Source organism: Pseudomonas sp. LP_7_YM (genome assembly GCF_004364435.1).
Classification (GTDB): domain Bacteria; phylum Pseudomonadota; class Gammaproteobacteria; order Pseudomonadales; family Pseudomonadaceae; genus Aquipseudomonas.
The window spans coordinates 304,170-327,853 of record NZ_SOCT01000005.1; the positions used below are offsets into that span (position 1 = coordinate 304,170).

General features: G+C 58.0%; 19 protein-coding genes and 1 pseudogene. 12 read left to right on the forward strand and 8 right to left on the reverse strand.

Annotated features, from left to right (window positions below; translation table 11 throughout):
* Positions 1-98: 98 nt before the first annotated feature.
* The gene (gene gpmI / locus EC915_RS15325) at positions 99-1,646 is read right to left on the reverse strand and encodes a 2,3-bisphosphoglycerate-independent phosphoglycerate mutase (protein WP_133751375.1); all 1,548 of its coding nucleotides are present in this window, start codon (positions 1,644-1,646) and stop codon (positions 99-101) included.
* 145 nt (positions 1,647-1,791) lie between these two features.
* On the opposite strand from gpmI, the gene EC915_RS15330 reads away from it, so the two are divergent.
* The 3 genes from EC915_RS15330 to secB all read left to right on the forward strand — a co-directional run bounded on the left by EC915_RS15330 (position 1,792) and on the right by secB (position 3,046).
* Complete coding sequence (locus EC915_RS15330; RefSeq protein ID WP_133751421.1) at positions 1,792-2,205, forward strand: rhodanese-like domain-containing protein; 414 nt, start codon at positions 1,792-1,794, stop codon at positions 2,203-2,205.
* 1 nt (position 2,206) lies between these two features.
* Positions 2,207-2,461 (forward strand): glutaredoxin 3, encoded by a 255-nt coding sequence (grxC, locus tag EC915_RS15335; protein WP_133751376.1) that lies wholly within the window; start codon positions 2,207-2,209, stop codon positions 2,459-2,461.
* Positions 2,462-2,554: 93 nt separating this feature from the next.
* Positions 2,555-3,046 (forward strand): protein-export chaperone SecB, encoded by a 492-nt coding sequence (secB, locus tag EC915_RS15340; RefSeq protein WP_133751377.1) that lies wholly within the window; start codon positions 2,555-2,557, stop codon positions 3,044-3,046.
* A 206-nt stretch (positions 3,047-3,252) separates the two neighbouring features.
* Here secB and trmL read toward each other — a convergent pair whose 3' ends face one another.
* On the reverse strand, positions 3,253-3,708 hold the full coding sequence (gene trmL / locus EC915_RS15345; protein WP_133751378.1) for a tRNA (uridine(34)/cytosine(34)/5-carboxymethylaminomethyluridine(34)-2'-O)-methyltransferase TrmL: 456 nt from the start codon (positions 3,706-3,708) through the stop codon (positions 3,253-3,255).
* On the opposite strand from trmL, the gene EC915_RS15350 reads away from it, so the two are divergent.
* Positions 3,707-4,147, forward strand: coding sequence for a hypothetical protein (locus EC915_RS15350; RefSeq protein ID WP_133751379.1), 441 nt, complete (start codon positions 3,707-3,709; stop codon positions 4,145-4,147). The two genes, trmL and EC915_RS15350, sit on opposite strands and share 2 nt — an antisense overlap.
* A gap of 475 nt (positions 4,148-4,622) precedes the next feature.
* Entirely contained in the window at positions 4,623-10,283 is a 5,661-nt protein-coding gene (locus EC915_RS15355) for a dermonecrotic toxin domain-containing protein (protein ID WP_133751380.1), read from the forward strand.
* Positions 10,284-10,379: 96 nt separating this feature from the next.
* Here EC915_RS15355 and tauD read toward each other — a convergent pair whose 3' ends face one another.
* From tauD to tauA, 4 genes are all read right to left on the reverse strand, one after another.
* Positions 10,380-11,213, reverse strand: a complete 834-nt coding sequence (gene tauD / locus EC915_RS15360) for a taurine dioxygenase (RefSeq protein WP_133751381.1) — start codon at positions 11,211-11,213, stop codon at positions 10,380-10,382.
* Positions 11,214-11,276: 63 nt separating this feature from the next.
* Entirely contained in the window at positions 11,277-12,125 is an 849-nt protein-coding gene (gene tauC / locus EC915_RS15365) for a taurine ABC transporter permease TauC (protein ID WP_133751382.1), read from the reverse strand.
* Entirely contained in the window at positions 12,122-12,913 is a 792-nt protein-coding gene (tauB, locus tag EC915_RS15370) for a taurine ABC transporter ATP-binding subunit (RefSeq protein WP_133751383.1), read from the reverse strand. The genes tauC and tauB overlap by 4 nt, the downstream gene beginning before the upstream one ends.
* Positions 12,914-13,073: 160 nt before the next feature.
* Positions 13,074-14,051, reverse strand: coding sequence for a taurine ABC transporter substrate-binding protein (gene tauA / locus EC915_RS15375; protein WP_133751384.1), 978 nt, complete (start codon positions 14,049-14,051; stop codon positions 13,074-13,076).
* Positions 14,052-14,863: 812 nt separating this feature from the next.
* Here tauA and EC915_RS15380 point away from each other — a divergent pair.
* From EC915_RS15380 to EC915_RS15405, 6 genes are all read left to right on the forward strand, one after another.
* Positions 14,864-16,243 (forward strand): OprD family outer membrane porin, encoded by a 1,380-nt coding sequence (locus tag EC915_RS15380; RefSeq protein ID WP_133751385.1) that lies wholly within the window; start codon positions 14,864-14,866, stop codon positions 16,241-16,243.
* 175 nt (positions 16,244-16,418) lie between these two features.
* The gene (locus tag EC915_RS15385) at positions 16,419-17,057 is read left to right on the forward strand and encodes a peroxiredoxin (protein ID WP_133751386.1); all 639 of its coding nucleotides are present in this window, start codon (positions 16,419-16,421) and stop codon (positions 17,055-17,057) included.
* A gap of 376 nt (positions 17,058-17,433) precedes the next feature.
* Positions 17,434-18,399 carry a sulfonate ABC transporter substrate-binding protein gene (locus tag EC915_RS15390; RefSeq protein WP_133751387.1) on the forward strand — a complete coding sequence of 322 codons (966 nt, stop codon included), beginning with the start codon at positions 17,434-17,436 and terminating at the stop codon, positions 18,397-18,399.
* 26 nt (positions 18,400-18,425) lie between these two features.
* Entirely contained in the window at positions 18,426-19,214 is a 789-nt protein-coding gene (ssuC, locus tag EC915_RS15395; RefSeq protein WP_133751388.1) for an aliphatic sulfonate ABC transporter permease SsuC, read from the forward strand.
* Positions 19,211-20,020 carry an aliphatic sulfonates ABC transporter ATP-binding protein gene (gene ssuB / locus EC915_RS15400; RefSeq protein ID WP_133751389.1) on the forward strand — a complete coding sequence of 270 codons (810 nt, stop codon included), beginning with the start codon at positions 19,211-19,213 and terminating at the stop codon, positions 20,018-20,020. Before ssuC ends, ssuB begins: the two co-directional genes overlap by 4 nt.
* Before the next feature lie 50 nt (positions 20,021-20,070).
* A complete protein-coding gene (locus EC915_RS15405) occupies positions 20,071-20,286 on the forward strand; it encodes a molybdopterin-binding protein (protein WP_062379390.1) in 216 nt (71 codons plus the stop codon).
* A 157-nt stretch (positions 20,287-20,443) separates the two neighbouring features.
* Here the strand turns inward: EC915_RS15405 and EC915_RS15410 are convergent, their stop codons facing one another.
* Together EC915_RS15410 and EC915_RS15415 are read right to left on the reverse strand one after the other, a co-directional pair.
* Positions 20,444-21,082 carry a TetR/AcrR family transcriptional regulator gene (locus EC915_RS15410; protein ID WP_133751390.1) on the reverse strand — a complete coding sequence of 213 codons (639 nt, stop codon included), beginning with the start codon at positions 21,080-21,082 and terminating at the stop codon, positions 20,444-20,446.
* Positions 21,083-21,340: 258 nt separating this feature from the next.
* Positions 21,341-22,717: a glutamine synthetase family protein gene (locus tag EC915_RS15415; RefSeq protein WP_133751391.1), complete on the reverse strand. Its 1,377-nt coding sequence runs from the start codon at positions 22,715-22,717 to the stop codon at positions 21,341-21,343.
* A 276-nt stretch (positions 22,718-22,993) separates the two neighbouring features.
* On the opposite strand from EC915_RS15415, the pseudogene EC915_RS15420 reads away from it, so the two are divergent.
* Positions 22,994-23,651 (forward strand): annotated as a pseudogene (locus EC915_RS15420) (gamma-glutamyl-gamma-aminobutyrate hydrolase family protein).
* Positions 23,652-23,684: the final 33 nt, after the last annotated feature.

Sequence of the window (23,684 nt, forward strand, 5' to 3'; positions counted from 1 at the left end):
GCCGAAGGCTGCAAAAAAAACGCTCATAAGGCGCTGCTTTCAGACATTTCATACAAAAAACCGGCCTGTCAGCGACAGACAGACCGGTTTGAGACAACTTAGTTAGCAACCAGAATCGTTTTGCCCGTCATCTCCTGCGGGACTTCCATGCCCAGCAACGTCAGCATGGTTGGCGCCACATCTGCCAGAACGCCACCTTCACGGACCTTCAGGTCGCGTTTGCCAACGTAGATGAACGGCACCGGCTCGGTGGTGTGAGCCGTGTGCGGCTGGTGCGTCTTCTCGTCGGTCATTTGCTCGACGTTGCCGTGGTCAGCGGTGATCAGCGCCTCTCCACCGACCTTTTCCAGCGCCTGGGTGATGCGACCGACGCACACGTCCAGGCACTCGACTGCCTTGATCGCCGCTTCCATGATGCCGCTGTGGCCCACCATGTCACCGTTGGCGTAATTGACGATGATCACGTCGAAACGCTGGTTTTCGATGGCATCGACGATCTTGTCGGTGACTTCCGGTGCGCTCATTTCTGGCTGCAGGTCGTAGGTCGCGACCTTGGGTGACGGAATCAGGATGCGCTCTTCGCCTGGAAACGGTTCTTCCCGACCACCGGAAAAGAAGAAGGTCACGTGGGCGTATTTTTCGGTTTCGGCGATGCGCAGCTGGGTCTTGCCGTTCTTCGACAGGTACTCACCAAGCACGTTCTGCAGGCTGCCTTTGACGAACGCGGCCGGTGCCGGGATGTTCGCGGCGTATTGGGTCAGCATCACGAAACCGGCCAGTTTTGGCTGGCGGGCGCGGGCGAAGTCCTTGAAATCGTCTTCGACGAATACGCGAGTCAGCTCACGGGCGCGGTCGGCGCGGAAGTTCATGAACACCACGGCGTCGCCGTCATCCACCCTGACTTGCTCACCAATGCGGGTGGCTTTGACGAACTCGTCGTTTTCATCGCGCCCGTAGGCAGCGTCCAGACCGGCCTTGGGGGTGTCCGCCTGGAATTCGGACGTGCCGTCGACGATCAGGTTGTAGGCCGACTCGACGCGATCCCAACGATTGTCGCGGTCCATCGCGAAGTAGCGACCGATGAGGGTCGCCGTGCGGCCCTTGCCCAGACGCCCGTAGGCCGTTTCCATTGTGTCGAGGTATTTGTGCGCGCTGCGTGGTGGGGTATCGCGACCATCAAGGAAGGCGTGTACGTAGATCTTCCCGGCGCCGCGCTTGGCCGCCAGTTCAACCATGGCCACCAGGTGATCTTCGTGGCTGTGCACGCCGCCATCGGAGAGTAGCCCCATGATATGCACGGCTTTGCCGCTGCTTACAGCGTCGTCCACTGCTTTGCAGAGGACCGGGTTCTCGAAGAACTCGCCGTCCTTGATAGCTTTGGTGACCCGAGTGAAATCCTGATACACCACGCGCCCGGCACCCAGGTTCATGTGGCCGACTTCGGAGTTGCCCATCTGTCCGTCAGGCAGACCGACATCCATGCCCGAACCGGAGATCAGGCCATTGGGCATGGTCTTGTAGAGGCGATCGAAGACCGGCATCTTCTTTTCGGCCGTTGCCGAGTAGACCGCATTGCCGTCCTGGCTTTCGCTGTGACCGAAGCCATCCAGGATGATCAGAACCAAAGGTTTAGGCGTGGTAGTCATGAATCCCACTCTTGGCTAATAGGTGAAGTAGAAAAAAGATCGGCATTTTAGGTTGAAGTTCAAACCGCGTCACTGCCGTACGGGCTTTGGCCGACCTTGGGGGCTGTGTATACTGGCCGACATTTTAACGCCCTGGAACCTGATGATGGTTGCTCACCTGATTGAATTTGCCACGAACCACTATTTACTGGCTGGCGCTTTTGTCATCCTGCTGGCGCTGTTGATTGCATCGGAGCTTAGCAAAGGCGGCCGCAGCCTGAGCACCGGTGAGCTGACCGCACTGGTCAACCGCGATGAAGCGGTCGTCATTGATGTGCGCCCCAAGAAGGACTACACCAGCGGGCATATCGTCGGTGCCTTGAGCTTTCCACAGGACAAAGTCATGTCCCGGACCGCAGAGCTTGAGAAGTACAAGCCCAAAACACTGATCATCGTCGATGCCGCAGGTCAGCATGCCGGCCATATTGCCAGCGAACTGCTCAAAGCCGGCTTTACTGCTGCCAAGCTGTCGGGCGGTGTTTCCTCGTGGCGCAGTGACAACCTGCCTCTGGTGAAATGAAATGGCTGATGTCGTCGTCTACTCCAGCGATTATTGCCCTTATTGCTCTCGCGCCAAGTACCTGCTCGAGAGCAAAAACGTCGACTTCGAGGAAATCAAAGTCGACGGCAAGCCACAGATTCGCGCTGAAATGACCAAAAAGGCCGGGCGCAGTTCGGTTCCGCAGATATGGATCGGTTCGGTTCATGTCGGCGGGTGCGACGACCTGTTTGCACTGGAGCGCGCCGGCAAGCTCGACGCGCTGCTGAGCGCATGAATTCGAGCCAGAGCGTGTAAGGAGCCGCCCAGGCGCACTCCTCATTACGCGTTCTGAAACCCTACAAGACCTCAAGAGTGAGAAGGATCTGAGATGACCGATCAAACGAACAACGGCGCTACCTCCAGCGAAGAAGCTCCACAGTTTTCCCTGCAACGCATCTACGTGCGTGACCTGTCTTTCGAAGCGCCAAAAAGCCCGGCGATCTTCCGTCAGGAGTGGACCCCAAGCGTCAGCCTGGACCTGAACACTCGTCAGAAAGAGCTGGAAAACGATTTCTACGAAGTCGTGCTGACGCTGTCGGTCGAAGTGAAAAACGGTGATGAAATCGCCTTCATCGCTGAAGTGCAGCAGGCCGGTATCTTCCTGATCAAGGGCCTGGACGCTTCCTCCATGAGCCACACACTGGGCGCGTTCTGCCCGAACATTTTGTTCCCGTACGCGCGCGAAACCATCGACAGCCTGGTTGTCCGTGGCTCGTTCCCGGCCTTGATGCTGGCTCCGGTGAACTTCGATGCGCTGTACGCTCAAGAGCTGCAGCGCATGCAGGACGCAGGCGAAACGCCGTCACCTACCGTTCAGTAAGCATCAATGCTGCATTGAAAAAGCGCCTGTGATGGGCGCTTTTTTATTGGAGATCCACCTGACAGCTCAGATCTTGCGTAGGAGCAAATTCATTCGCGCTGCGGTGGTACATCCGGTAGCTATCTATGGGACGCACGATTTTCGCGAATGAATTCGCTCCCGCAGGGGATTGCGTCTGACCGGAGAGCGGGGGCGCTGCTGGAGTGTTACTTGAACCCCAGCTGCCGCCACCCCTCATACACTGCAACGGCCACGGTGTTGGACAGATTCAGGCTGCGGCAGCCCTCGCGCATGGGCAGGCGCAGGCGTTGATCGCTCGACAGCGGATCCAGCACATCAGCTGGCAGGCCACGGCTTTCCGGGCCGAAGAGAAATGCATCGCCTTGCTGAAATGCCGCGTCGTGAAAGGGCCGCGAGCCTTTTGTGGTAAAAGCGAACAGGCGCGGGTCGCCAATGCTTTCCAGGCAGCTGGCCAGATCGGCATGTCGCTGGAGCGTGGCGTACTCATGGTAGTCGAGGCCCGCGCGGCGCAGGCGTTTGTCATCCAGTTCGAAGCCCAGGGGCTCGATCAAATGCAGGTTGCAGCCACTGTTGGCGCAGAGCCTGATGATGTTGCCGGTATTCGGCGGAATTTCTGGTTGAAAAAGGATCACGTGAAACATGCACGGCTCCGAACGAAAGGACGGCAGGCATTCTACTCCCGAAGAAGACCCGAGACCGAAGCTCTGGCGGCGGTTTTTGGGGTCGATTGCGATATTTGGCGTCATGGTCGGCTTGATGATCGGCCGACTGACGACGCCGGACCCTGTAGAGCTGCAGCGCGTCGAGGTATTGCCGGAAGGCGTGGCGGTCTGGTTCAACCGTGAACCGCAACTGCATGGCGAAATGATCGACGGTGCCGTGGCCTTGTTGTTCAGCGCAAAAGGTAACGCGCAACGTGGCGAGTTGAAGCTCAATGGTCGGGATGTGCGTTGGAGGGTGCAGAAGAGCGATAAGGGCCTGTTGCTGAACCTGGTGGCGGCCCGTCCGTTGCACGGCGATTGGCACGGTGCAGCTCAGGACGGGCGCTGGAGACTGGAGGTCAGTCTCCGGGAGGAATAAAAGAGGGGAATCCCCGGCCTGCCTGTACCAAGGTCCCCAAAACTGGTGATGATTAACCTATTGCAGAGCGCGTGCCAGTTTTGCTCAATCGTTTCAGAAACGTCTAAAAATGGTCCCCGGCCCCCTGTACTCGCGCGCGCTGACATTTTTTCGGAGCAGGAAACAGCTTTGACGCATCGTCAGGTCCGGTGACGCTTTGCAGACTCGGCTTTTATCTGCACGCTATTTGTGCGTTTTCTGTTCCGGCACGCCAAAGTGATGCACCCGGCGCGCGCAAGCCCGAAGGTGAGCACGACTTCATTGGGTCAAGACTCGTGACACCGACAGATGAGGCCGTGGAAGGGGTGGTATCTATGTTGTTTATCTATTCTAAATCCTGACAAAACCGACCCATTTGATATGAGTAATTTGAGCTTTTAGTGGCGGGCTTTCTGAATAAGCTCGGTTGTCCATTCAAAGTTTCAAGGCCTCTATCATGTCCCAATCAATGGGCTCATCTGCACGTTCCCTCACTGGTTTTTCTCAACAAAGCGAACGTTTTACCGCTGTCGGCAGCAAGATTCCGCAGTGGCTTATCGATGCTTCGCCAGCTACCCATGGCGCGCTCCGTGAGGCTGGCGGCATGCGGCTTGACTGGTTCGAGCGTGCCCGGCAATCGTTGCCCGACGTCGTTAAATCGCTCAAGCAGGAGCACGCGCTCTATCGCTACAGCGAACAGAAACTCAGGCAAGTGCTGGTGGACCTTCCAGCGCTTGAAGCATTTGCCGAACCCTTGCTGGTTGCCGCTCTACAAAAGCGTTTCGGACTGCGCGTGGATGTACGCAAGACCTGGCTGTTCCACGCCAGCCGGGTTCATGTCGACGATTCGTTTGCAGGCGCCTCCAGAGATCCGTTGGTCCAGTTGCAAAAGTCGCTCACAGCCGCAACTCAAACGCTCCTGCATGCTGCGCTGCAGAACTTTGAATCCTGGGAAACCGCTGCCGGGGCGATGGACCTGGATGCCCGGCAGAAGGCTGCTATTTATGATCGCTATCCGGTGTCCGGAATAAGCGTGACCGGCACAGCTCTGGCGATTGCTCCCGAAGCATTCGCGACACTGTGCCGCGAGCTGGATTTGGGAGGTCAATACCAGAAAAAGATCGATGCGTTTCTCAACCCGCCATCAAAGCCTGGCGACGCACCGGACGCCGCTGCCTACAATCGCCGCGGGCTTTTGAAGCGGGTTGAGCAAGCGGCGTTTAGGGTCCAGGTGCATCTGGCTTATATGAAAGGCCAGATCGGCGAGGGCCTGTACCATGCCTTGCTCAACGTAGCGCGCAACCGCAAAAGCGTCGAGTTGGACGGCCAGCCTGTCACATGCAGTTTCCTGCGGCTCTGGGACATTGAATTGGCGGGCATCGTAGCTGTTGGCAAGGCCCGTGAAAGCGCCGACACTGAGCAAAGCCTGGTCGTTTATGTCCCCGACGACCCCGTATGCCCGCTCAAAGAGTACGCGTCCAGTGCAGCGTTCACAGAAGCGCTGCGCGACAGGATGCTGGTGGACGGCTATCTGGATTTCTTTCAGCGCTTTATCCCTGCCCGCCATCGGGCTGAACTGTTCGCAAAGCTGGGCAAGTGCTTGCGCCCAAGCGTCTGGAACAAGGACCGGGGCTGGTACGAGCAGCAGGTAGACAGGAACGCGAAGCTGCATCTGCGAGACCACGGCTTTGCCAATGGGCTTTTGACCGCACTCGTCGAGCAGAAAGCCAGCGTGCTCAAGGATGATGCTCTGTTTCATGCAGTGCCAACGGCGGACGAAGATCAGAAAACCGTCGATCAACGTGTGCATTACTTCGAAAGTCTTGCGTTGCAGGCACTGAACCTGGTGGGTTTCGTGGTGCCGCCGGTAGGCGCGGTAATGATGGCGGTGACGGCCGCTCAGTTGGCGGATGAGGTGTTCGAGGGGATCGACAGCTGGACCCGTGGTGAATGGGATCAGGGCTGGGGATACCTTATGGACGTGGCCGAGAACGTGGCGCTGATGGCGGCTCTTGGCGCGGCACATCAAGGTGCAGGAGCCCCCGTGCTTGAAAGGATGACGGTCGAGACACCTTCCTTTATCGAGGACCTCACGCAAGTCGAGTTGCCCGATGGTGAAACTCGTTTATGGAAGCCTGATCTTGCGCCCTTTGCCCACGATACCGTCTTGCCCGAAGGTTTGAAGCCGGACGAGTTCGGGATCTATCACTATCAGGACAAAACCTGGATTTCGGTCGAAGACAGGGTTTATGCCGTCAAGCAGTCCGCTGCGCAGGGACAGTTTCACATCGAGCACCCCACCAGGGCCCTTGGCTATGAACCACCGCTGAGTCACAACGGGGTTGGAGCCTGGCTGCATCCTGGCGATCAACCGCTTGCGTGGGAGGGGCTGAAGTTATTCCGACGACTTGGACACACGGCTGTCGGTTTTTCTGATGCCACTGCCCGGCGCATCCTTCAGGTCAGCGACACCCACGAGGCCGTTCTGCGAAGAATGCTGGTCGAGAATGAGCGTCCCCCAGCGTTACTGGAGGACACGATACGGCGCTTCCAGCTCGATCAAGACATACAGCGCAGCGTTCAAGCTGATGAGTCTGTTCTCGACCAGGCTGCGTTGTTCGAGTCGCGCTACCGAACCATGTCACTGACTCGGCAAACTCATGCCACGACGATAACGCGCAGCTATCCGCGCTTGCCGGCGACGATCGCCAACGAACTCGTCCGTCACGCGTCACCGGCGCAATTGGAGGAACTGGCTCAAGGTCGTGTGCCGTTACGGATCGCCGAGGAAATTCGGGTGTATCAACAGCAGGTCAGATTGGCGAGAGCCTATGAGGGACTGTTCCTGAAGTCGGTGGACAATCAGGACACCGACAGGTTGATCCTGCACACCCTCGAACACCTCTCTGGCTGGTCCTCCCAACTGCGCCTGGAAGTCAGGGACGGGAGTTTTTACGGTGCCTTGATCGACGCTGTCGGGCCTGTCGATGCGACGGTTCGCAGAATCCTGGTCAGACACATCGATGGCTATGAAGCCTTCAATGAGCGAGGCATCGGGCTCAATGGACGCGACAACCTCTACTCGGCGGTGCTGCATGCCCTGCCCGACGCGCCACGTGCTGCCTTGGGCTTCCCCGGCACCTGGGACAGCCCGAAGCTCAAGCTTGCGATCCAGAATGGCCCATTGCTGCCGCGGGACACGCTGCGTACCGTTTTCAAGATGCAGCCCGCAAAACCGGGGCCAAGGTCGCCCATGCGCCTGGCTGACGGTCGACCGGGTTACCCGCTGAGCGGCAGGGGGGCGATGCAGGGGTTCATTGCCCGGGACACGTTGCTGGACCTTATCCGAATCGCTGGCATTACCGCCACTGACAGATCAGCCGAGCAGGTTCTGATGGCACTTGAGAGTGCAGGGATGAGCCGCCAGCAGATTCACCAGCGGCTGACTCAAGTCCTGGATGAGCATAGCGCTCTGGATATCAATATACGTGCGTGGGGTGACGAATCGGCCTCGATGCCCGATCTAAACCTGCGCGAGGCCAGCCGCAGTGCCATCCAGGATGCAATATGGCGGCACTGGTCTGAAAATGCTTTGTCCGAAATCACCCCCGACCCTCGCGCCCTACGCCTGGAGAGCATCGTCATCAGCGACTTCCCGCCGGTGCTCCCTGATTTTTTCTATCAGCGTGTCAGCCGGTTGGAGCTGATAGATATTGTCATCAGCAGGCCCTCCCTGACATTACCGCCGCCCATCTTTCAGGGGGTAGACGATCGCCAGGCGCTGGAGCGATTCTTCAGACGATTCCCACAAATCAACTCTCTCGAAATAACCCGCACTGGTGTGCCGGTCACTTATCGGGATCCGTTGGTTGTTCAATTGCCTTACCTGATAGCGCACTGCTTTCCAACGCTGCGCACTTTACGCCTGGTTAATCAAAATATATGGATAAGCCCGCTGGAAGTGCAGACGTTGAGCACGCTTGAACACCTGGAGTGGCTGGACTTGAGCGGCAATCAGGTCAGTTTCATCGTGCCTTCCAACATTGTCAGCTTGCGTCTGCGCTATCTTGGGCTCGACAGTCTTGGGCTTGATCAGTGGCCTTCATGGCTTGAGGGGCTGGCGGCCGCTGACATTAATCAGCTGTCGTTACGCAACAACCGCTTGATCGAAATACCTTGGGATGTGCTCAATGACCGCACGCCTGCCGCTGAGCCAACCCGGCTATCGTTGCAGGGCAACCCATTGTCTCGTTTGACGCTGACGCGGGTCAGGCTGAACGAAGGGGTCGATAGCCGGTTTCGCTTCGACCTGGACATGCCGCCCCATCTGGACGCCCAGATAGTGTTGATGAGGCAGGAAAGAGCGCAGTTGCAAGAGGCGATCACCTCCTGGTCCCAGGCTTCCAGTTCAACCAGGCCCTTGAGCGCGGCGACTGTTGAAGTCAGGCGCGTCATTGGCCAAACCCTTATGGAGTACTGGCGCGCGTACAGCGAAGGCCAGACCTTTGCGGTACTGAATCTGGAGCGCATCTCGCTACAGGATTTTCCTGCGCGACTGCCTGCTTTTTTCTATCTGCGTGTTCGCAACATGATGCTGTCGCATGTCAGGGCTGATGCCTCGCAGCTAAACCTGTTCCTGGCAAACTTCCTTCAATTAAGGAATCTCAGCTTCATCGGTCAAGTGCAGCCAATGTATGAATTGCCCTCGGTCCTGTTGAACCTGCCAGCCCTGACCAGCTTGAGCTTGACGGACCAGGGGCGGCAGCTGGATCAGAACGCGCTGCATTTTCTGAGCCGCCTGTGCCATCTCGAGGCTCTGGACCTTGCAGGAAACCAGCTGGGGACCATCGCCTATACACCGGGTTTACTGAGCAACTTGCGTTGGTTGTCCTTGAGAAACATGGGGCTGCAGCAGTGGCCGGAGTGGGTGGAAGGGGTAATGCCGCTGGAAGCGCTCGTGCTCGATGACAATCACCTGAGCGTGTTGCCTGAGCACATCCTGCAAAACCCGCGTAACGATATGGCCCACACCGAGATTGCCTTGCGCGGTAATCCGTTGACTCATGAAACCATGCGCAGGGCGTATCTCTCCGAGAACCACCACAGCTCCTATTCGTTCGCTATGGAACTACCGGACGATATTCTGGCACTGCCCGGCGACCGTTATTATTCCGACTCCGACTCTGACGCTTACTATTCGGATTCGGATTCATCGGGACGGCTCAACAGCCCATACTCTGACTCTTTGAGTGGGGGGGTGGAAAGTGTAGAGCCATGGCTGCTCGGTACCGTCGAGGAGAACCAGATTCATCGTGCACTCTGGCTGCGTATTGACGATGCAGGGGATGCCGGGAATTTGCTCGCTCTGATAGGGCGTTTGACCCAAGCGGCGCCTTATCGGACGGAGCCGACCCGGGCCGAATTTTCCGAGCGCGTGTGGCGCGTTCTTGAAGCCGCAGACCAGAGTCAGGAGAACCGCCTTCTTTACAACGGGATAGCCGCCGAAGCACTCGTGCAACCCGATACAGGCGCGCAGACCTGCCATGACGGTGCCTGGTTGGTGTTCAATCAGATTGAAATCCAGGTGTTCATCGCGCAAGCGTTGAGTAGCGCCCCGGCACAATTGCGCGGACCGACGCTATACCGCCTGACCCGACGCCTCTACCGATTGCATGAACTGGACACAATCGCACGTGAACAGGCAGGCAGTCGCGACGAAGCGGAGGTACGGCTTGCATACCGCTTGCGGTGGTCTGCGGAGCTGGATTTGCCATTGCCTCCGAGCAACATGCTCTATCAGTCGGTCGCGAGCATCCGTCCCGGCGAGCTGGACGCGGCTCTGGTCCGGGTGCAGCAAGGTGAAAGCGGTGAACCATTCATGCGGTATGCCGCGCAACGCGACTTCTGGGTTCAATACCTGCGCGAAACCCATGCCGAGCGTTTCGAAACCCTCAAGCAAGATTACCTTGCACGTGTGGTGGCCCTGCCAGATCGCTTCCCGGGTCGGGCGATCGACGAGTTGAGCGCAGAGTTTGCCGCCTTGAAGACTGAATTCGAGGCTCAGGAAACGAACCTGATTCGAGAGCTGACCTATCGTGAGGGTTTTGATCGCGACTGATGGTCATCTAGGCATGGACTGCTGACCGGTCGGAGCGGGTATCGGTCAGCAGTGTCTTTATCTTTGATAGCGCCCCCGCCCAGGCCGGGGCGCAGCTCAGAACGGCACATCCCCCAGAATCGTCGCGCGGTGCATCACACGCCGCTGTGGCCGATAATCGTCCACCGCGTAGTGTTGAGTCACGCGGTTGTCCCACATGGCCACGTCGTTTTCCTGCCAGCGCCAGCGGATGGTGAACTCGGGACGCGTCGCATGGGCAAACAGCAATTTCAGAATCGCCTCGCTTTCGGCAGGCTCCAGCTCGTTGATCCGCGTGGTGAAGCCTTCGTTGACGAACAGCGCCTTGCGTCCGCTGACCGGGTGCGTGCGGACCACCGGGTGCGACAGCGGCGGGTTCTTGCGGCGGGTCTCTTCCCAGCGCGCCAGGTCTTGAGCGGTATTGCCAAAGCGCTCCAGCGGGAAGGAGCGGGTGAAATCGTGGGTGGCGGTCAAGCCGTCGAGCAGCGTTTGCAGCGGCCTGGACAACGCCTCGAACGCCGCTATGCCACTGGCCCATAAGGTGTCGCCACCGTACGCCGGCAGTTGCTTGGCACTCAGTACCGCGCCCAGCGCCGGTGTCGGCAGGAAGGTGACGTCGGTGTGCCAGATCGCGTTGTCGCGCACGTCGGTCAGCGCCGTGTCGAGCACCATGATTTCCGGCTGCTCCGAAATGTTGGGGTAGATCGGGTGAACGTGCAGGTCACCGAACTGCGCGGCGAAACGCGCCTGCTGGTGAGGGGTTATGGGTTGATTGCCAAAGAACAGCACCTGATGGGTCAGCAGCGCCTGCTCGATGGCATTGCGTTGCCCGGCAGTCAGATCACGGCTCAGGTCGATGCCACTGATCTGCGCACCCAAAGCTGAACTCAAAGGGGTGATGTGAAGGCTCATGCGGGTTCTCACAATGTGCGCCGAGCTGTCGGCGTAGTCAGTGTTTGTCGGTTCATCGAGGATTTAGTGATTCTGCCCCTGCCACGGCACCAGCTTGCGCTGCAGCGCGCGCAGGCCCATTTCCAGCGCAAAGGCGATCAGCGCGATGACCAGAATCCCCAGCACCACGACATCGGTCACCAGAAACTGCGCGGCAGACTGCACCATGAAGCCCAGGCCGCTGGTGGCGGCGATCAACTCGGCGGCCACCAGCGTCGACCAACCCACGCCCAGCCCGATGCGCACACCGGTGAGGATGTCCGGCAGGGCGCTCGGCAGGATCACATGGCGAATCAGTTGCCAGCGATTGGCCCCCAAGGATTGCGCGGCCCGCAGCTTGGCGCTGTCCACTGTGCGCACGCCGGTGGCCGTGGCGATGGCGATGGGCGCGAAAATCGCCAGGTAAATCAGCAGCACCTTGGAGAACTCGCCGATGCCGCACCAGATAACGATCAGAGGCAGATACGCCAGAGGCGGAATCGGGCGGTAGAACTCGATCAGCGGGTCGAAGATGCCTTGGGCGATGCGGTTATGCCCGACGGCGATGCCGACCGGAATCGCAGTCAGCACCGCGAACACCAGGCCCAGGCCGATGCGTTGCAGGCTCGCGCCCAAGTGCTGCCAGAGCGTGGATTCCATGTAGCCCTTGGTCATCAACAGCCAGGCCTTTTCCAGCACGGCAGAAGGCGGCGGCAGAAACAGCGGTTCGACCCATTCGAATGCCGTGACCCACCACCAGACCCCCAGCAGTACGAGCAGGGTCAGAACGCTGATGGCGCGAGTGCTCAGGTACAGGCGCGGCTCGACTGTCTTGCCGGGCGTGGGCGTTTGGGTGAGGGTTTCGCCCAGCGGGGGCGTGGGGTATTGGCTCATGCCCATTGCTCCTGAACAGCCTGACGCTGTGAAAACACCCGAGCCAGTACACGCTCGCGGGTTTCAATGAAACGAGGATCGGACTTGATTGCCCGTGCCGACTCGCCTGCGCTGTAGCGTTGGCCGAAGTCGAGCTCAAGGTGCTCGACGATCTGTCCCGGATCAGGCGCCAGCAGAATCAGATCCGTGGCCAGGAATACGGCCTCCTCGATGTCGTGAGTAATCAGGAACACCGGGTTGGCGCTGCGCGTCCAGACCTGCAGCAACAACTCCTGCATTTGCTCGCGAGTGAAGGCGTCCAGCGCACCGAAAGGTTCGTCCATCAGCAACACCTGCGGGTCGGCAGCCAGCGCGCGCGCCAGCCCTACGCGTTGTTTCTGGCCACCTGACAATTCCCAGATGCGACGTTTTTCGAAGCCTGCCAGGTCTACCAGCGCCAGCATTTCCCGCGCTTTGGCTTCACGTTGCGCCCGAGGGACGCCCGCCAGTTCCAGACCGAAGGCGACATTGGCGAGTACGTCCTGCCAAGGCAGCAACGCATCGTCCTGGAACACCACGCCGCGTTCAGCGCCTGGTCCGCTGACGGGCACGTTGTCCAGTGTAATACGCCCGGCGCTAGGCTCGACGAAACCTGCAATCAGATTCAACAGCGAAGTCTTGCCGCTGCCGGATGGGCCCAGAGCGACGAGCAACTGTTGCGGGCCGAGGCTCAGGGAAATATCCGACAGCACCGGCTCGGCCGCACCGGGATACTGTGCGCTGATGCGCTCCAGCTGTAACAAGGCCATGGCGATGACTCCGCTTATATAAAAGTGTGTGGCGCCAGTCGGACTGACAAGTAACCTGTGGGCGCGATATTCCAGGGCATGTTTTTTACCGCTGTACTCAGCCTGGCGAATGATTCGCTCCTACAGGGACATGCTGGGGGGCGGTTAAAAGCGCTTTCAGTTACTGGGTGACGAACTTCGCGCTGACATAGGGCGTGTAATCGGCCAGCACTGCGTCGACCTTGCCTTGCTCTTTAAGAAATACCGCGGTCTTGACGATGGCTTCGGTGGTGGGGGCGCCCAGTTCTTTCACTTGATCATCGGCCAGCGGATAAACGTTGCCTTCCAGCAAGCCGGGGATGTCGGAGGCTTTGGCGCCGGAGAGTTTCACCAGCTTGTTGATGTGCTCGCTGTTGGCAATCCACGCCGCAGGGTCTTTGCGGTAATCGGCGTAGGCATCCAGGGTGGTCCTGGCAAAGGCCTTGACGATTTCAGGGTGTTTGTCGGCGAAGTCCTTGCGTACGATCCAGGCGTCGAAGGTCGGAGCGCCGACCTTGGCCAGCTCGCCGGAAGTGATCAGCACTTTGCCGGTTTCCTTGGCCACACCCAATGCCGGATCCCAGACGTAGGTGGCGTCGATGTCGCCGCGTTTCCAGGCAGCTGCGATCGCCGGTGGGGCCAGGTTAAGGATGGTGACTTTGGTCGGATCGATGTTCCAGTGCTTGAGCGCCGCCAACAGGCTGTAATGCCCGGTGGACACAAAAGGCACGGCGATCTTTTTCCCCACCAGATCCTGCGGGCTATTGATGCCGGCGCCATTGCGGGCGACCAATGCTTCAGCGGCGCCGATTTGCGTGGCAATCAGGAAAGTTTCAACGGGCACCTTGCGCGTGGCTGCAGCCGTCAGAGGGCTGGAACCCAGATAGCCGATCTGCACATCCCCGGAAGCGATAGCCGTGATGACGTCGGCACCGTTATCAAATTTGCGCCATGAAATCTTCGAGCCAGTTGCCTGCTCATAGGCGCCATCGGCCTGCGCAACTTTCGCCGGATCCACGGTGGTCTGGTAGGCGACGGTGAAATCTGCCGCTTGGGCGAACAGCGCAGAACCTGCCAGCGACAGCGCTGCCAGCAGGCAAATGGGTTTGGGCAGTTTCATGGTAGGGCTCCGGATCAAGCAGGCCGAGGGGCTGAGTGAAAAAGAGCTTAAGGGATCTAAGAAAGCCGAAATAAATAACTTTTTGGCATTAGCTTAGAGAAAGACAACCTGACGAAGCTGGGCAATGACTCTATAAAGTCGAACATTGCGAACACAAAATGACCGCTCATCGAAATGTCACATTTTGTAAATACTATCCATCATTCGGCAAAGGCTGATGCTCTTGCCCGTGCGCAATGGCGCTGCTTGAGCAGGTTAATGCCTGTGTGAGGGTCGGTTTCTGCTGCGGCATTCGGTAGCCGAGCGATTATTCAGGCGTATTGCAAGTAATTCCTAACCGCATGAAAAAATAGATGGAGAAGAGGGTGGCAACTGCAACGATTGTATCCGTGCGAAAACAACTCCTTATTTTTCAGGTGGTTAAATCTGCAATGTTCATCCTGTTTCACACGCCGACCGTGACTGGTCGGTCGAGTTCCCGTGTCAGGACGCGGCAAAACTAATCGATCTGACGAACGGCTTAGAAATATTTTTTGGGAATTAGGTAAAGACGCCGATACACTCCCCAACGGACGGCTGAAACGGCTTGTGACATATAACTGCTTAGCATAAAAGCATAATCACAAAGTCTTTTTAGGTTTAAAGGAGTTTCCTTACCTTGCAGCCAGCTGTTAGGACGGTTCAGTCAATTTAGTCTTGGGGACATTGACTCGCCGAATCAGGTCCAGCGCTTATCGCGCATCTGCGGTCTTGAGCCTTCGGTCTCAGTACCCAGGAACTACAAAAATTAGATTCAAGAGGAGCGATACACAATGAAGAAGTCCACCCTGGCCTTGGCCGTATCTGTAGGTGTAATGGCCACTCAGGCTGGTGCAGCTGGTTTTTTTGAAGACAGCAAGGCAACCGTCAGTTCCCGTACCCTGTATTTTGAGAACGACAACCGTGAGCAGTTCGGCACTGCCAAGGCTTCCGACCAGCGTCAAACTTCCACAGGTTTGCTGTTCAACTTCATCTCTGGTTATACCCCCGGCACCGTAGGTTTTGGTCTGGATGTACAGAGCATGGTCGGCATTAATCTGGGGGGTGGTATCACACACCATGGCGTGGGCACTGCCAACACCGTTACGCCGGTTAAAACCGACGGCGCGCCTGTTGACGAGTGGGATCGTACCGGAGCCAACGTGAAAGCCAAGATCTCCAAAACCGAACTCAAGCTGGGTAATGCACTGCAGCCTAACTTGCCGATTCTGGTTTCCAACGACGGTCGTTTGCTGCCACAGACCTTTGAGGGCGGTATCGTCAGCTCCAAAGAGCTGGATGGTTGGACTTTTACTGCCGGTAAGCTGACTCAGGGCGCGAGCCGTGCATCGAGCAACTATTCGGGTATGGCCGTTGCCGGTGGTACTCATGACTCCAACAGCTTCACCTTTGCCGGCGCTGACTGGAAAGTCACCAAAGACCTGACGTTGCAGGCTTACCACTCGGAGCTCGAAGACTACTACAAGCAGACTTTCCTGGGCTTGGTACACGTCTTCCCGATCGCCGATGACCAATCGTTCAAGACCGACCTGCGTTACTTCGACAGCCGTTCCGACGGCAAGAACGGTGAAACCGGTTACGTGTTCAACAACAACGGCGGCTATGCAAAAAACGTTGGTGAAGTTGATAACAAAACCTGGTCTGCCATGTTCACGTACACCTTGGGCGGTCACTCTCTGTTGCTCGGCCACCAGGATGTCGGCGACGACGGCGGCTTCGTCTGGATGAGCAACGGCAACATCACCAAAGATGGCACCTCCGCAACTCATAGCGAAGGCCAGGGCGGTTCGAGCTTCTACCTGTTCACTGACTCGATGATCAACCAGTTCGCACGTGCGGGTGAGACCACCAACTTCGGTCAGTACTCCTACGACTTCGCACGTCTGGGTGTTCCTGGTCTGAAAGCCGCATTCGCTTACCTCAAAGGTAACAACATCAAATCCCAACGCGGCAATCTGGGCGACAGCTCGGAGTGGGAACGTGACATGCGTATCGACTACGTGTTCCAGGACGGTCCTCTGAAAGGCTTTGGCGCTACCTTGCGTCGTGCTAACTACCGTGGTGACTTCACCGGTACCAACGCTCAGAACAGCCACATTGCTGACCAGGATCAGACCCGTGTGATCTTCAACTACACCTACGCTTTCAAATAAGCGCTGGCTGGTTGAAAAGAGCCCCGCTTCGGCGGGGCTTTTTATGCCTTTAATAAAGGTATGTTGTCTCTTTATATAGCTTATACAGCGTGGGGCATTGCTTTTCGGTCTTTCAGTTTTAATCTTTTCGCAGGCACAGTGTCCCAATAGCACACACATCACAGGAGCTGACCGTATGAGCCTTAAACTCGGCGACATCGCCCCCGACTTCGAACAGGACTCCAGCGAGGGTCGCATCAAGTTTCATGAGTGGCTGGGCGATAAATGGGGCGTGCTGTTCTCCCACCCGGCCGACTTCACCCCTGTGTGCACCACCGAGCTTGGCTTCACCGCAAAGCTCAAGGACGAGTTTGATAAGCGCAATGTGAAGGCCATCGCCCTCTCGGTGGACTCGGCCGAATCGCACGTCAAATGGATTGAGGACATCAACTCCACCCAGAGCACCATCGTCAACTTTCCGATCCTGGCCGATGCGGATCGCAAGGTATCGGACCTGTACGACCTGATCCACCCAAACGCCAGCGAGACGCTGACCGTGCGCTCCTTGTTCGTGATTGATCCGAACAAAAAAGTGCGGCTTACCATCACCTACCCTGCCAGCACCGGACGCAACTTCCACGAGATTCTTCGCGTCATCGATTCGCTGCAGCTGACCGACAGCCATAAGGTTGCGACCCCCGCCAACTGGAACGACGGCGACGACGTAGTGATCGTGCCTTCGATCAAGGACGAAGAAGAAATCAAGCAACGCTTTCCGAAAGGCTACAAGGCCGTCACGCCCTACCTGCGCCTGACCCCACAGCCCAATCGCTGACAGTACGGTTTCAACCATGACATTCGGGCCGATTTATCGGCCCTTTTTTTGTTTCCCAATCGATCTTTTCAGCTGATCGCCACCCTCCCGTGGTGCATCACTAAACCTCCGAGGTCTCCTGCAAAAGCTGTGGCGTCTGCAAATTCCGTGCGCTGAGAGGTGCCAACACATTCAGGCGTGGCATTTTTTAAGCATCTCGTTTCTATATTCAATTTGGTGCTAACCAAATGAATAAATATGATTTTAGTGAATAACAAACCCCTGTTAAGGTCTCTCCGTCCTGGCGAGATCGCCAGTCACGAATTCCCCACGCCTTACTGGTCCGCCATCGGACGAGCAGGTGCCACCTGTTTAGCTACAAGCAAAGGAGCGTGCCATGCGCACTGTCATTTTGCGTCGAGGCTTGGTCGCTCTGTTTGCCGCGGCAGCGACCTTCGGCGTCCTCAATCAAGCTCAGGCCGATACCCTGCGCATCGGCTATCAGAAATACGGCACGCTGGTCCTGCTCAAGGCCAAAGGTTCGCTGGAAAAGAAACTCGCCGAGCAAGGCGTACAGGTGCAATGGACCGAATTCCCGGGTGGCCCGCAGTTGCTTGAAGGGCTGAACGTAGGCTCGATCGATTTCGGCGTCACCGGAGAAACACCGCCGGTGTTCGCTCAGGCTGCTGGGGCCGATCTGCTTTACGTGGCAGCTGAACCGCCGGCGCCGACCAGTGAAGCGCTGCTGGTGCCCAAGGATTCGCCGATCCAGTCGGTGAAGGATCTCAAGGGCAAGAAGGTCGTGCTCAACAAGGGCTCCAACGTTCACTACCTCTTGGTGCGCGCGCTGCAAGAGGCAGGTTTGAAATACAGCGACATCCAGACCGTGTTCCTGCCGCCCGCCGATGCTCGAGCTGCGTTCGAGCGTGGCAGTGTCGATGCCTGGGTCATCTGGGACCCTTATCAGGCCGCCGCCGAACAGCAGTTGAAGGTGCGTACCCTGCGTGACGGCAAAGGCATCGTCGACAACAACCAGTTCTATCTGGCGACAAGGCCCTACGCACAACAGCATCCGAAGGTGATTCAGACTCTGGTCGAAGAAGTGCGCGCAGTGGGAGAGTGGTCCAAGGCCCATCCGGACGAAGTGACCAAACAGGTCGCGCCGCTGTTGGGCCTGCCTGCGGACATCACCGAAATCTCGGTCAAACGTCAGGGTTACGGCGCGCAGTTCATCACCGCCGAAACTGTCGCGGCGCAGCAGAAAATTGCCGACACCTTCTATCAACTCAAGTTGATCCCTAAACCGCTCAGCATCGCAGATGTGATCTGGACGCCACCTGCTGCTGTCGCGAAAGCACAGTAGTGCGGGCATTGAGAGGAGACAACTCCATGAGCGTGGAAAAAATCACTCACAGACTGGCGCCCTGGTTGCTACCGGTCTTATTGCTGGCGGTCTGGCAACTGGCGGTGAGCGCCGGTTGGCTCTCCACCCGAATCCTGCCTGCGCCCAGCGCGGTCATCGAAGCGGGTGTGACGCTGGTGCGCAGTGGCGAAATCTGGACCCACCTGGCCATCAGCGGCTGGCGTGCAGGCATCGGTTTTGCCATCGGCGGCAGCATTGGCCTGGCACTGGGCTTCATCACCGGTTTGTCGAAGTGGGGTGAACGCCTGCTCGACAGCTCGGTGCAAATGATCCGAAACGTGCCGCATCTGGCACTGATCCCCTTGGTGATTCTGTGGTTCGGGATCGACGAGAGCGCGAAGATTTTCCTGGTAGCGCTGGGCACGCTGTTCCCGATTTACCTGAACACCTACCACGGCATTCGCAACATCGACCCGGCACTGGTGGAAATGTCGCGCAGCTATGGGCTTTCAGGTTTCTCGCTGTTCCGCCACGTGATTCTGCCCGGTGCCATGCCTTCGATTCTGGTCGGCGTGCGCTTCGCTCTGGGCTTCATGTGGCTGACGCTGATCGTGGCTGAAACCATCTCGGCCAGCTCCGGCATTGGTTATCTGGCGATGAACGCCCGTGAATTCCTGCAGACCGATGTGGTGGTGCTGGCGATCGTGCTGTACGCGATCCTCGGCAAGTTGGCAGATCTCGCAGCGCGCGGTCTGGAGCGGGTATGCCTGCGTTGGCACCCGGCGTATCAAGTGGCTAAAGGTGGCGCGCAATGAGCAATCTCCAACAACCGGCAAACCTGTTGCGCGGGATTCCGCTCCAAGTCCGCAAGCTGAAGAAAACCTTCGGCTCGCGGGAAGTATTGAAAGATATCGACCTGCACATTCCGGCGGGGCAATTCGTCGCTGTGGTCGGTCGCAGCGGTTGTGGCAAAAGTACCTTGCTGCGCCTGCTGGCCGGCCTGGACAAGCCCACCAGCGGGCAATTGCTGGCCGGTAATTCATCGCTGGCCGACGCCCGCGAAGACACCCGCCTGATGTTTCAGGAAGCGCGTCTGCTGCCCTGGAAACGCATCATCGACAACGTCGGCCTGGGCCTGAGCGGTGACTGGCGCGGCAAGGCGCTCGAAGCGCTGGAGGCCGTAGGTCTGGCCGAGCGCGCCCATGAGTGGCCGGCTGCATTATCGGGTGGCCAGAAGCAGCGTGTAGCGCTGGCCCGCGCGTTGATTCACCAGCCGCGCCTGTTGTTGCTGGATGAGCCACTGGGTGCCCTGGATGCCTTGACCCGTATCGAGATGCAGCAGCTGATCGAAAACCTGTGGCAAAAGCACGGCTTCACAGTGCTGCTCGTGACGCACGACGTCAGTGAGGCCGTGGCCATCGCCGACCGCGTGCTGCTGATCGAAGAAGGCCGCATCGGCCTTGATCTACAGGTCGAACTGCCCCGGCCGCGTGCCCGCGGCTCCTACCGGCTGGCGGCACTGGAAACCGAAGTACTCAACCGCGTGCTGTCGCTTCCCGGCAGCCCGCCCGAACCCGAACCGACTTCACCGCTGCCCACGCAACTGCGTTGGGCCAACTAAATCCGGGGCAATGTTGCGCCTGGACCTGATCTTACAAAGGAAGCCACACCATGACTATCAAAGCCATCAACGTTCGTAACCAGTTCAAAGGCACCATCAAGGAAATCGTGACCGGCGACGTGCTGTCCGAAATCGATGTACAGACTGCCTCCGGCATCGTGACTTCTGTCATCACCACGCGCTCGGTCAAGGAGCTGGAGCTGGTGGTCGGCAGCGAAGTGATCGCATTCGTGAAATCCACCGAGGTGTCGATCGCCAAGTTGTGATCGATGCGCTGTGAACGACCCCGGAGGGTGAGAGCCCTTCGTGGTTTTTGCTGTCCGCCCTCAGTCCGTCGGGTGCGACAGGGCCCGGTTCAATCGACGTATCTCTATCGCCCTTGAAAATGTTCGCGAATGAATTCGCTCCCACAGGGCAATTGCGTTATTGCTCAGTCATGCGCTTTGGCAAAAACGGCGGCAGATAAAGCCCCAGATACGCATCGAACACGCGTCTGCCTTCCTCGGCCATACGCGGGGTAATGGTGTCGTGCAGTTGCACGGAGCGGGCGTAGACGCGGTCGGCCAATTCCAGGGCCAGGGCGAAGACTTCAACATCATCGGGCAGTGCGGGCAGTTGGAAGTGCTTGGCGAACAGCTCATGCATCAGGTTGCCCAACTCGACGTCATGCTGGCGGTCGGCCTGGGTGACTTCGGTCAGTCCATGCTGCGCGAGGATCAACTGGCGGGCTGCGGCATCGATGCTGTAGATATTGAGCATGCGCGTTTCCACCAGCCGCGACAGGTCGTGCCATTGGTTGAGCTGCGCATGATCGATGGGCTGCTGCAGGCTTTCGCGGAAGGCTGCATGAACGTCTGCGGTCAGTGCTTCGAGCAGTGCCGGAACGCCGGCGAAGAAGTGGTAGACGGAGGAGGGCGGAATCCCGGCGCGCTCGGCCACACTGTAGATCGACAAACTCGCCACGCCATCTGAGGCCAGGAGCGTACGGGCGGCATCGAGGATCGAGTCGATCCGGGCCTGGCTGCGTGCTCGGGGTTTGCGGGGTGTGGCGGGGCGGGTCATTGCTTGCTCTCTTGATCGGGGCCGGGAGCATTGTACGCGAGGCATGGGTCTATGGCGCCTGGCCGGGCCTCATCGCGAATGAATTCACTCCTACAGGTCATCACTCGGGCCGCCGTTTCGGTCTTTCGTCAATCTTTGTAAGAGCGTATTCATTCGCGAAAACGGGACAGGCAGCGAAGTTCTGTGATCCCGTTTGAGCAAACAAAAAAATACCCCCCATCACAGGAATGGGGGGCGTTCTTTTATTTCACACAGCCATCAAACCGTGTGCAGATACCAGTTGTACTCAAGGTCGGAGATGGAGTGCTCGAACTCCTCCAGCTCGCTTTCCTTGCAGGCAACGAAGATATCGATGTACTTCGGATCGATGTACCTGGCCATGACTTCACTGTCGTCCAGCTCGCGCAAGGCATCGCGCAAGTTGTTCGGCAGGCTCTGTTCATGCTGCTCGTAAGAGTTGCCAGAGACAGGCGCGCCGGGCTCGACCTTGTTGGTCAAACCGTGGTGAATACCGGCCAGCACCGACGACATCAACAGATACGGGTTGGCATCGGCACCGGCTACCCGGTGTTCGATACGCACGTTGTCGGCGGTACCGGTTGGCACGCGAACGGCGACTGTGCGGTTATCCAGCCCCCAGGTAGGCGAGTTGGGGACGTAAAACTGAGCACCGAACCGGCGATACGAGTTGACGTTCGGGCAAAGGAACGCCATCTGTGCCGGTAGGGTCTCGAGCACACCGCCGATCGCATGACGTAATGCGGCGTTCTGCTCGGGATCCTCGCTGGTGAAGATGTTTTTGCCATCGCGATCCAGGATCGAAATGTGGACGTGCAACCCGTTACCCGCCTGGCCCGGATAGGGCTTGGCCATGAAGGTGGTGTCCATTTCATGGTCGTAGGCGATGTTCTTGATCAGTCGCTTGAGCAGCACGGCGTAGTCGCAGGCTTTAAGGGCATCGGCGGTGTGGTGCAGGTTCACCTCGAACTGCGCCGGGGCACTTTCCTTGACGATCGCGTCGGCAGGGATGCCTTGCTCTTTGGCACCTTCCAGAATGTCCTGGAGGCAGTCGACGTATTCGTCGAGGTCGTCGATCAGGTAGACCTGCGTCGAGTGCGGGCGTTTGCCGGAAATCGGCGAGCGTGGCGGTTGTGGTCGGCCATTCACGTTCTCCTGATCGATCAGGTAGAACTCAAGCTCGAATGCGGCGCAGATGGTCAGGCCCATCTCGTCGAACTTGCTCACCACTTGGCGCAGTACTTCACGCGGGTCGGCGAAGAAGGGCGTGCCTTCCAGTTCGTGCATGGTCATTAGAAGTTGTGCGGTAGGACGCTTCTGCCAGGGCTCATTGCAGAGAGTGTCGGGAATTGGATAACAGATTCGGTCTGCGTCGCCGATGTCCAGACCCAGGCCGGTGCTTTCCACCGTTGAGCCGTTGATATCCAGTGCGAAAAGAGAAGCTGGGAGGTTGATGCCTTTTTCGTAAACCTTATGGAGGCTGGTGCGTTCGATGCGCTTGCCGCGCACCACTCCATTCATATCTGCAATCAGAAGGTCAACGTATAGAACCTCAGGATGTTCCTTAAGGAACGCGTTCGCTTCGTTGAGCTGAACGGCACGCGGGGGTACCGACATGATGCAACACCTTTGTTGTTGAAAATATCAATCATCGAGCATTACAGAGGCCAGTCAATCTGAAAGCCCTGATGAAGTCAAGGAGGCCCGTTTTGCTCTAAAACGGCGCCTTGAAGCAGTTTTTGCCGCTCTTTAGGGCAGTTTTTCACTGTTAGAGCAGCTGGAAATCATGGTCTTTAGCGCAGCGTGTTTTAATTTTTACGGGGTTGTTGTGTAAAAAAATGAACAACGCTAAGCTCGGTCGCAACCCATAACAGCAATAACATCGGGGGTCACATGTTCCGCCTTCCGCTGATCGGCGTTACCGCCGGCACTCAGCACATCGGCCCACATGTCCATCACGTCGAGGGTGACAAGTACGTCCGCGCAGTTGCTTTCGCTGCCAAGGGCCTGTCGCCGATTCTGCCGTCTCTGGCAACACTTATCGAGCCCGCTGATACCCTCTTGGTGGTCGATGGACTGCTCTTTACCGGTTCTCTATCCTGCGTTGAACTCCATCACTATAGCGGCCCCGCGAGTGTGCCGGGCACTGCTCATGATCCTGCACGCGATCGCACCACCTTACCTCTTATTCATGCCGCTGTGGCAGCGCGAGCGCGGTTGTCGGGAATTTGCAGTGGGTATCAAGAGAGGCACCTAGCGTTTGGTGGCGGTCTGCATCAGAAGATTCACGAGACGGGAACCTTCGTGGATCATCGAGAGCCAGACAATGAACCTGTTGAAATTCAAGACGCTGCGCCATTCCCTGCGCATCGCGCCAGGCGCGCCTTTTGCTTCATCCAGGGTGTTCGCACCGAGTGTTTGATGGCATCCGCAGTGGCAAGTCATGCACAACCCCGACTATCTTTCCATTCTTCAGGTATTTGGCGATGCCTGTCGCAAAAGGGCAACACCACGCGACGCCAACGCGTCCAGAAACGCCTGTTCGCCATGATGGCAACCGGGTTTTGAAACCTCTGAGGTATTT

Coding starts and splice junctions, on each gene's coding strand:
- gpmI (WP_133751375.1), bottom strand. CDS start 1,646: ATGACTACCACGCCTAAACCTTTGGTTCTGATCATCCTGGATGGCTTC.
- EC915_RS15330 (WP_133751421.1), top strand. CDS start 1,792: ATGGTTGCTCACCTGATTGAATTTGCCACGAACCACTATTTACTGGCT.
- grxC (WP_133751376.1), top strand. CDS start 2,207: ATGGCTGATGTCGTCGTCTACTCCAGCGATTATTGCCCTTATTGCTCT.
- secB (WP_133751377.1), top strand. CDS start 2,555: ATGACCGATCAAACGAACAACGGCGCTACCTCCAGCGAAGAAGCTCCA.
- EC915_RS15350 (WP_133751379.1), top strand. CDS start 3,707: ATGCACGGCTCCGAACGAAAGGACGGCAGGCATTCTACTCCCGAAGAA.
- trmL (WP_133751378.1), bottom strand. CDS start 3,708: ATGTTTCACGTGATCCTTTTTCAACCAGAAATTCCGCCGAATACCGGC.
- EC915_RS15355 (WP_133751380.1), top strand. CDS start 4,623: ATGTCCCAATCAATGGGCTCATCTGCACGTTCCCTCACTGGTTTTTCT.
- tauD (WP_133751381.1), bottom strand. CDS start 11,213: ATGAGCCTTCACATCACCCCTTTGAGTTCAGCTTTGGGTGCGCAGATC.
- tauC (WP_133751382.1), bottom strand. CDS start 12,125: ATGAGCCAATACCCCACGCCCCCGCTGGGCGAAACCCTCACCCAAACG.
- tauB (WP_133751383.1), bottom strand. CDS start 12,913: ATGGCCTTGTTACAGCTGGAGCGCATCAGCGCACAGTATCCCGGTGCG.
- tauA (WP_133751384.1), bottom strand. CDS start 14,051: ATGAAACTGCCCAAACCCATTTGCCTGCTGGCAGCGCTGTCGCTGGCA.
- EC915_RS15380 (WP_133751385.1), top strand. CDS start 14,864: ATGAAGAAGTCCACCCTGGCCTTGGCCGTATCTGTAGGTGTAATGGCC.
- EC915_RS15385 (WP_133751386.1), top strand. CDS start 16,419: ATGAGCCTTAAACTCGGCGACATCGCCCCCGACTTCGAACAGGACTCC.
- EC915_RS15390 (WP_133751387.1), top strand. CDS start 17,434: ATGCGCACTGTCATTTTGCGTCGAGGCTTGGTCGCTCTGTTTGCCGCG.
- ssuC (WP_133751388.1), top strand. CDS start 18,426: ATGAGCGTGGAAAAAATCACTCACAGACTGGCGCCCTGGTTGCTACCG.
- ssuB (WP_133751389.1), top strand. CDS start 19,211: ATGAGCAATCTCCAACAACCGGCAAACCTGTTGCGCGGGATTCCGCTC.
- EC915_RS15405 (WP_062379390.1), top strand. CDS start 20,071: ATGACTATCAAAGCCATCAACGTTCGTAACCAGTTCAAAGGCACCATC.
- EC915_RS15410 (WP_133751390.1), bottom strand. CDS start 21,082: ATGACCCGCCCCGCCACACCCCGCAAACCCCGAGCACGCAGCCAGGCC.
- EC915_RS15415 (WP_133751391.1), bottom strand. CDS start 22,717: ATGTCGGTACCCCCGCGTGCCGTTCAGCTCAACGAAGCGAACGCGTTC.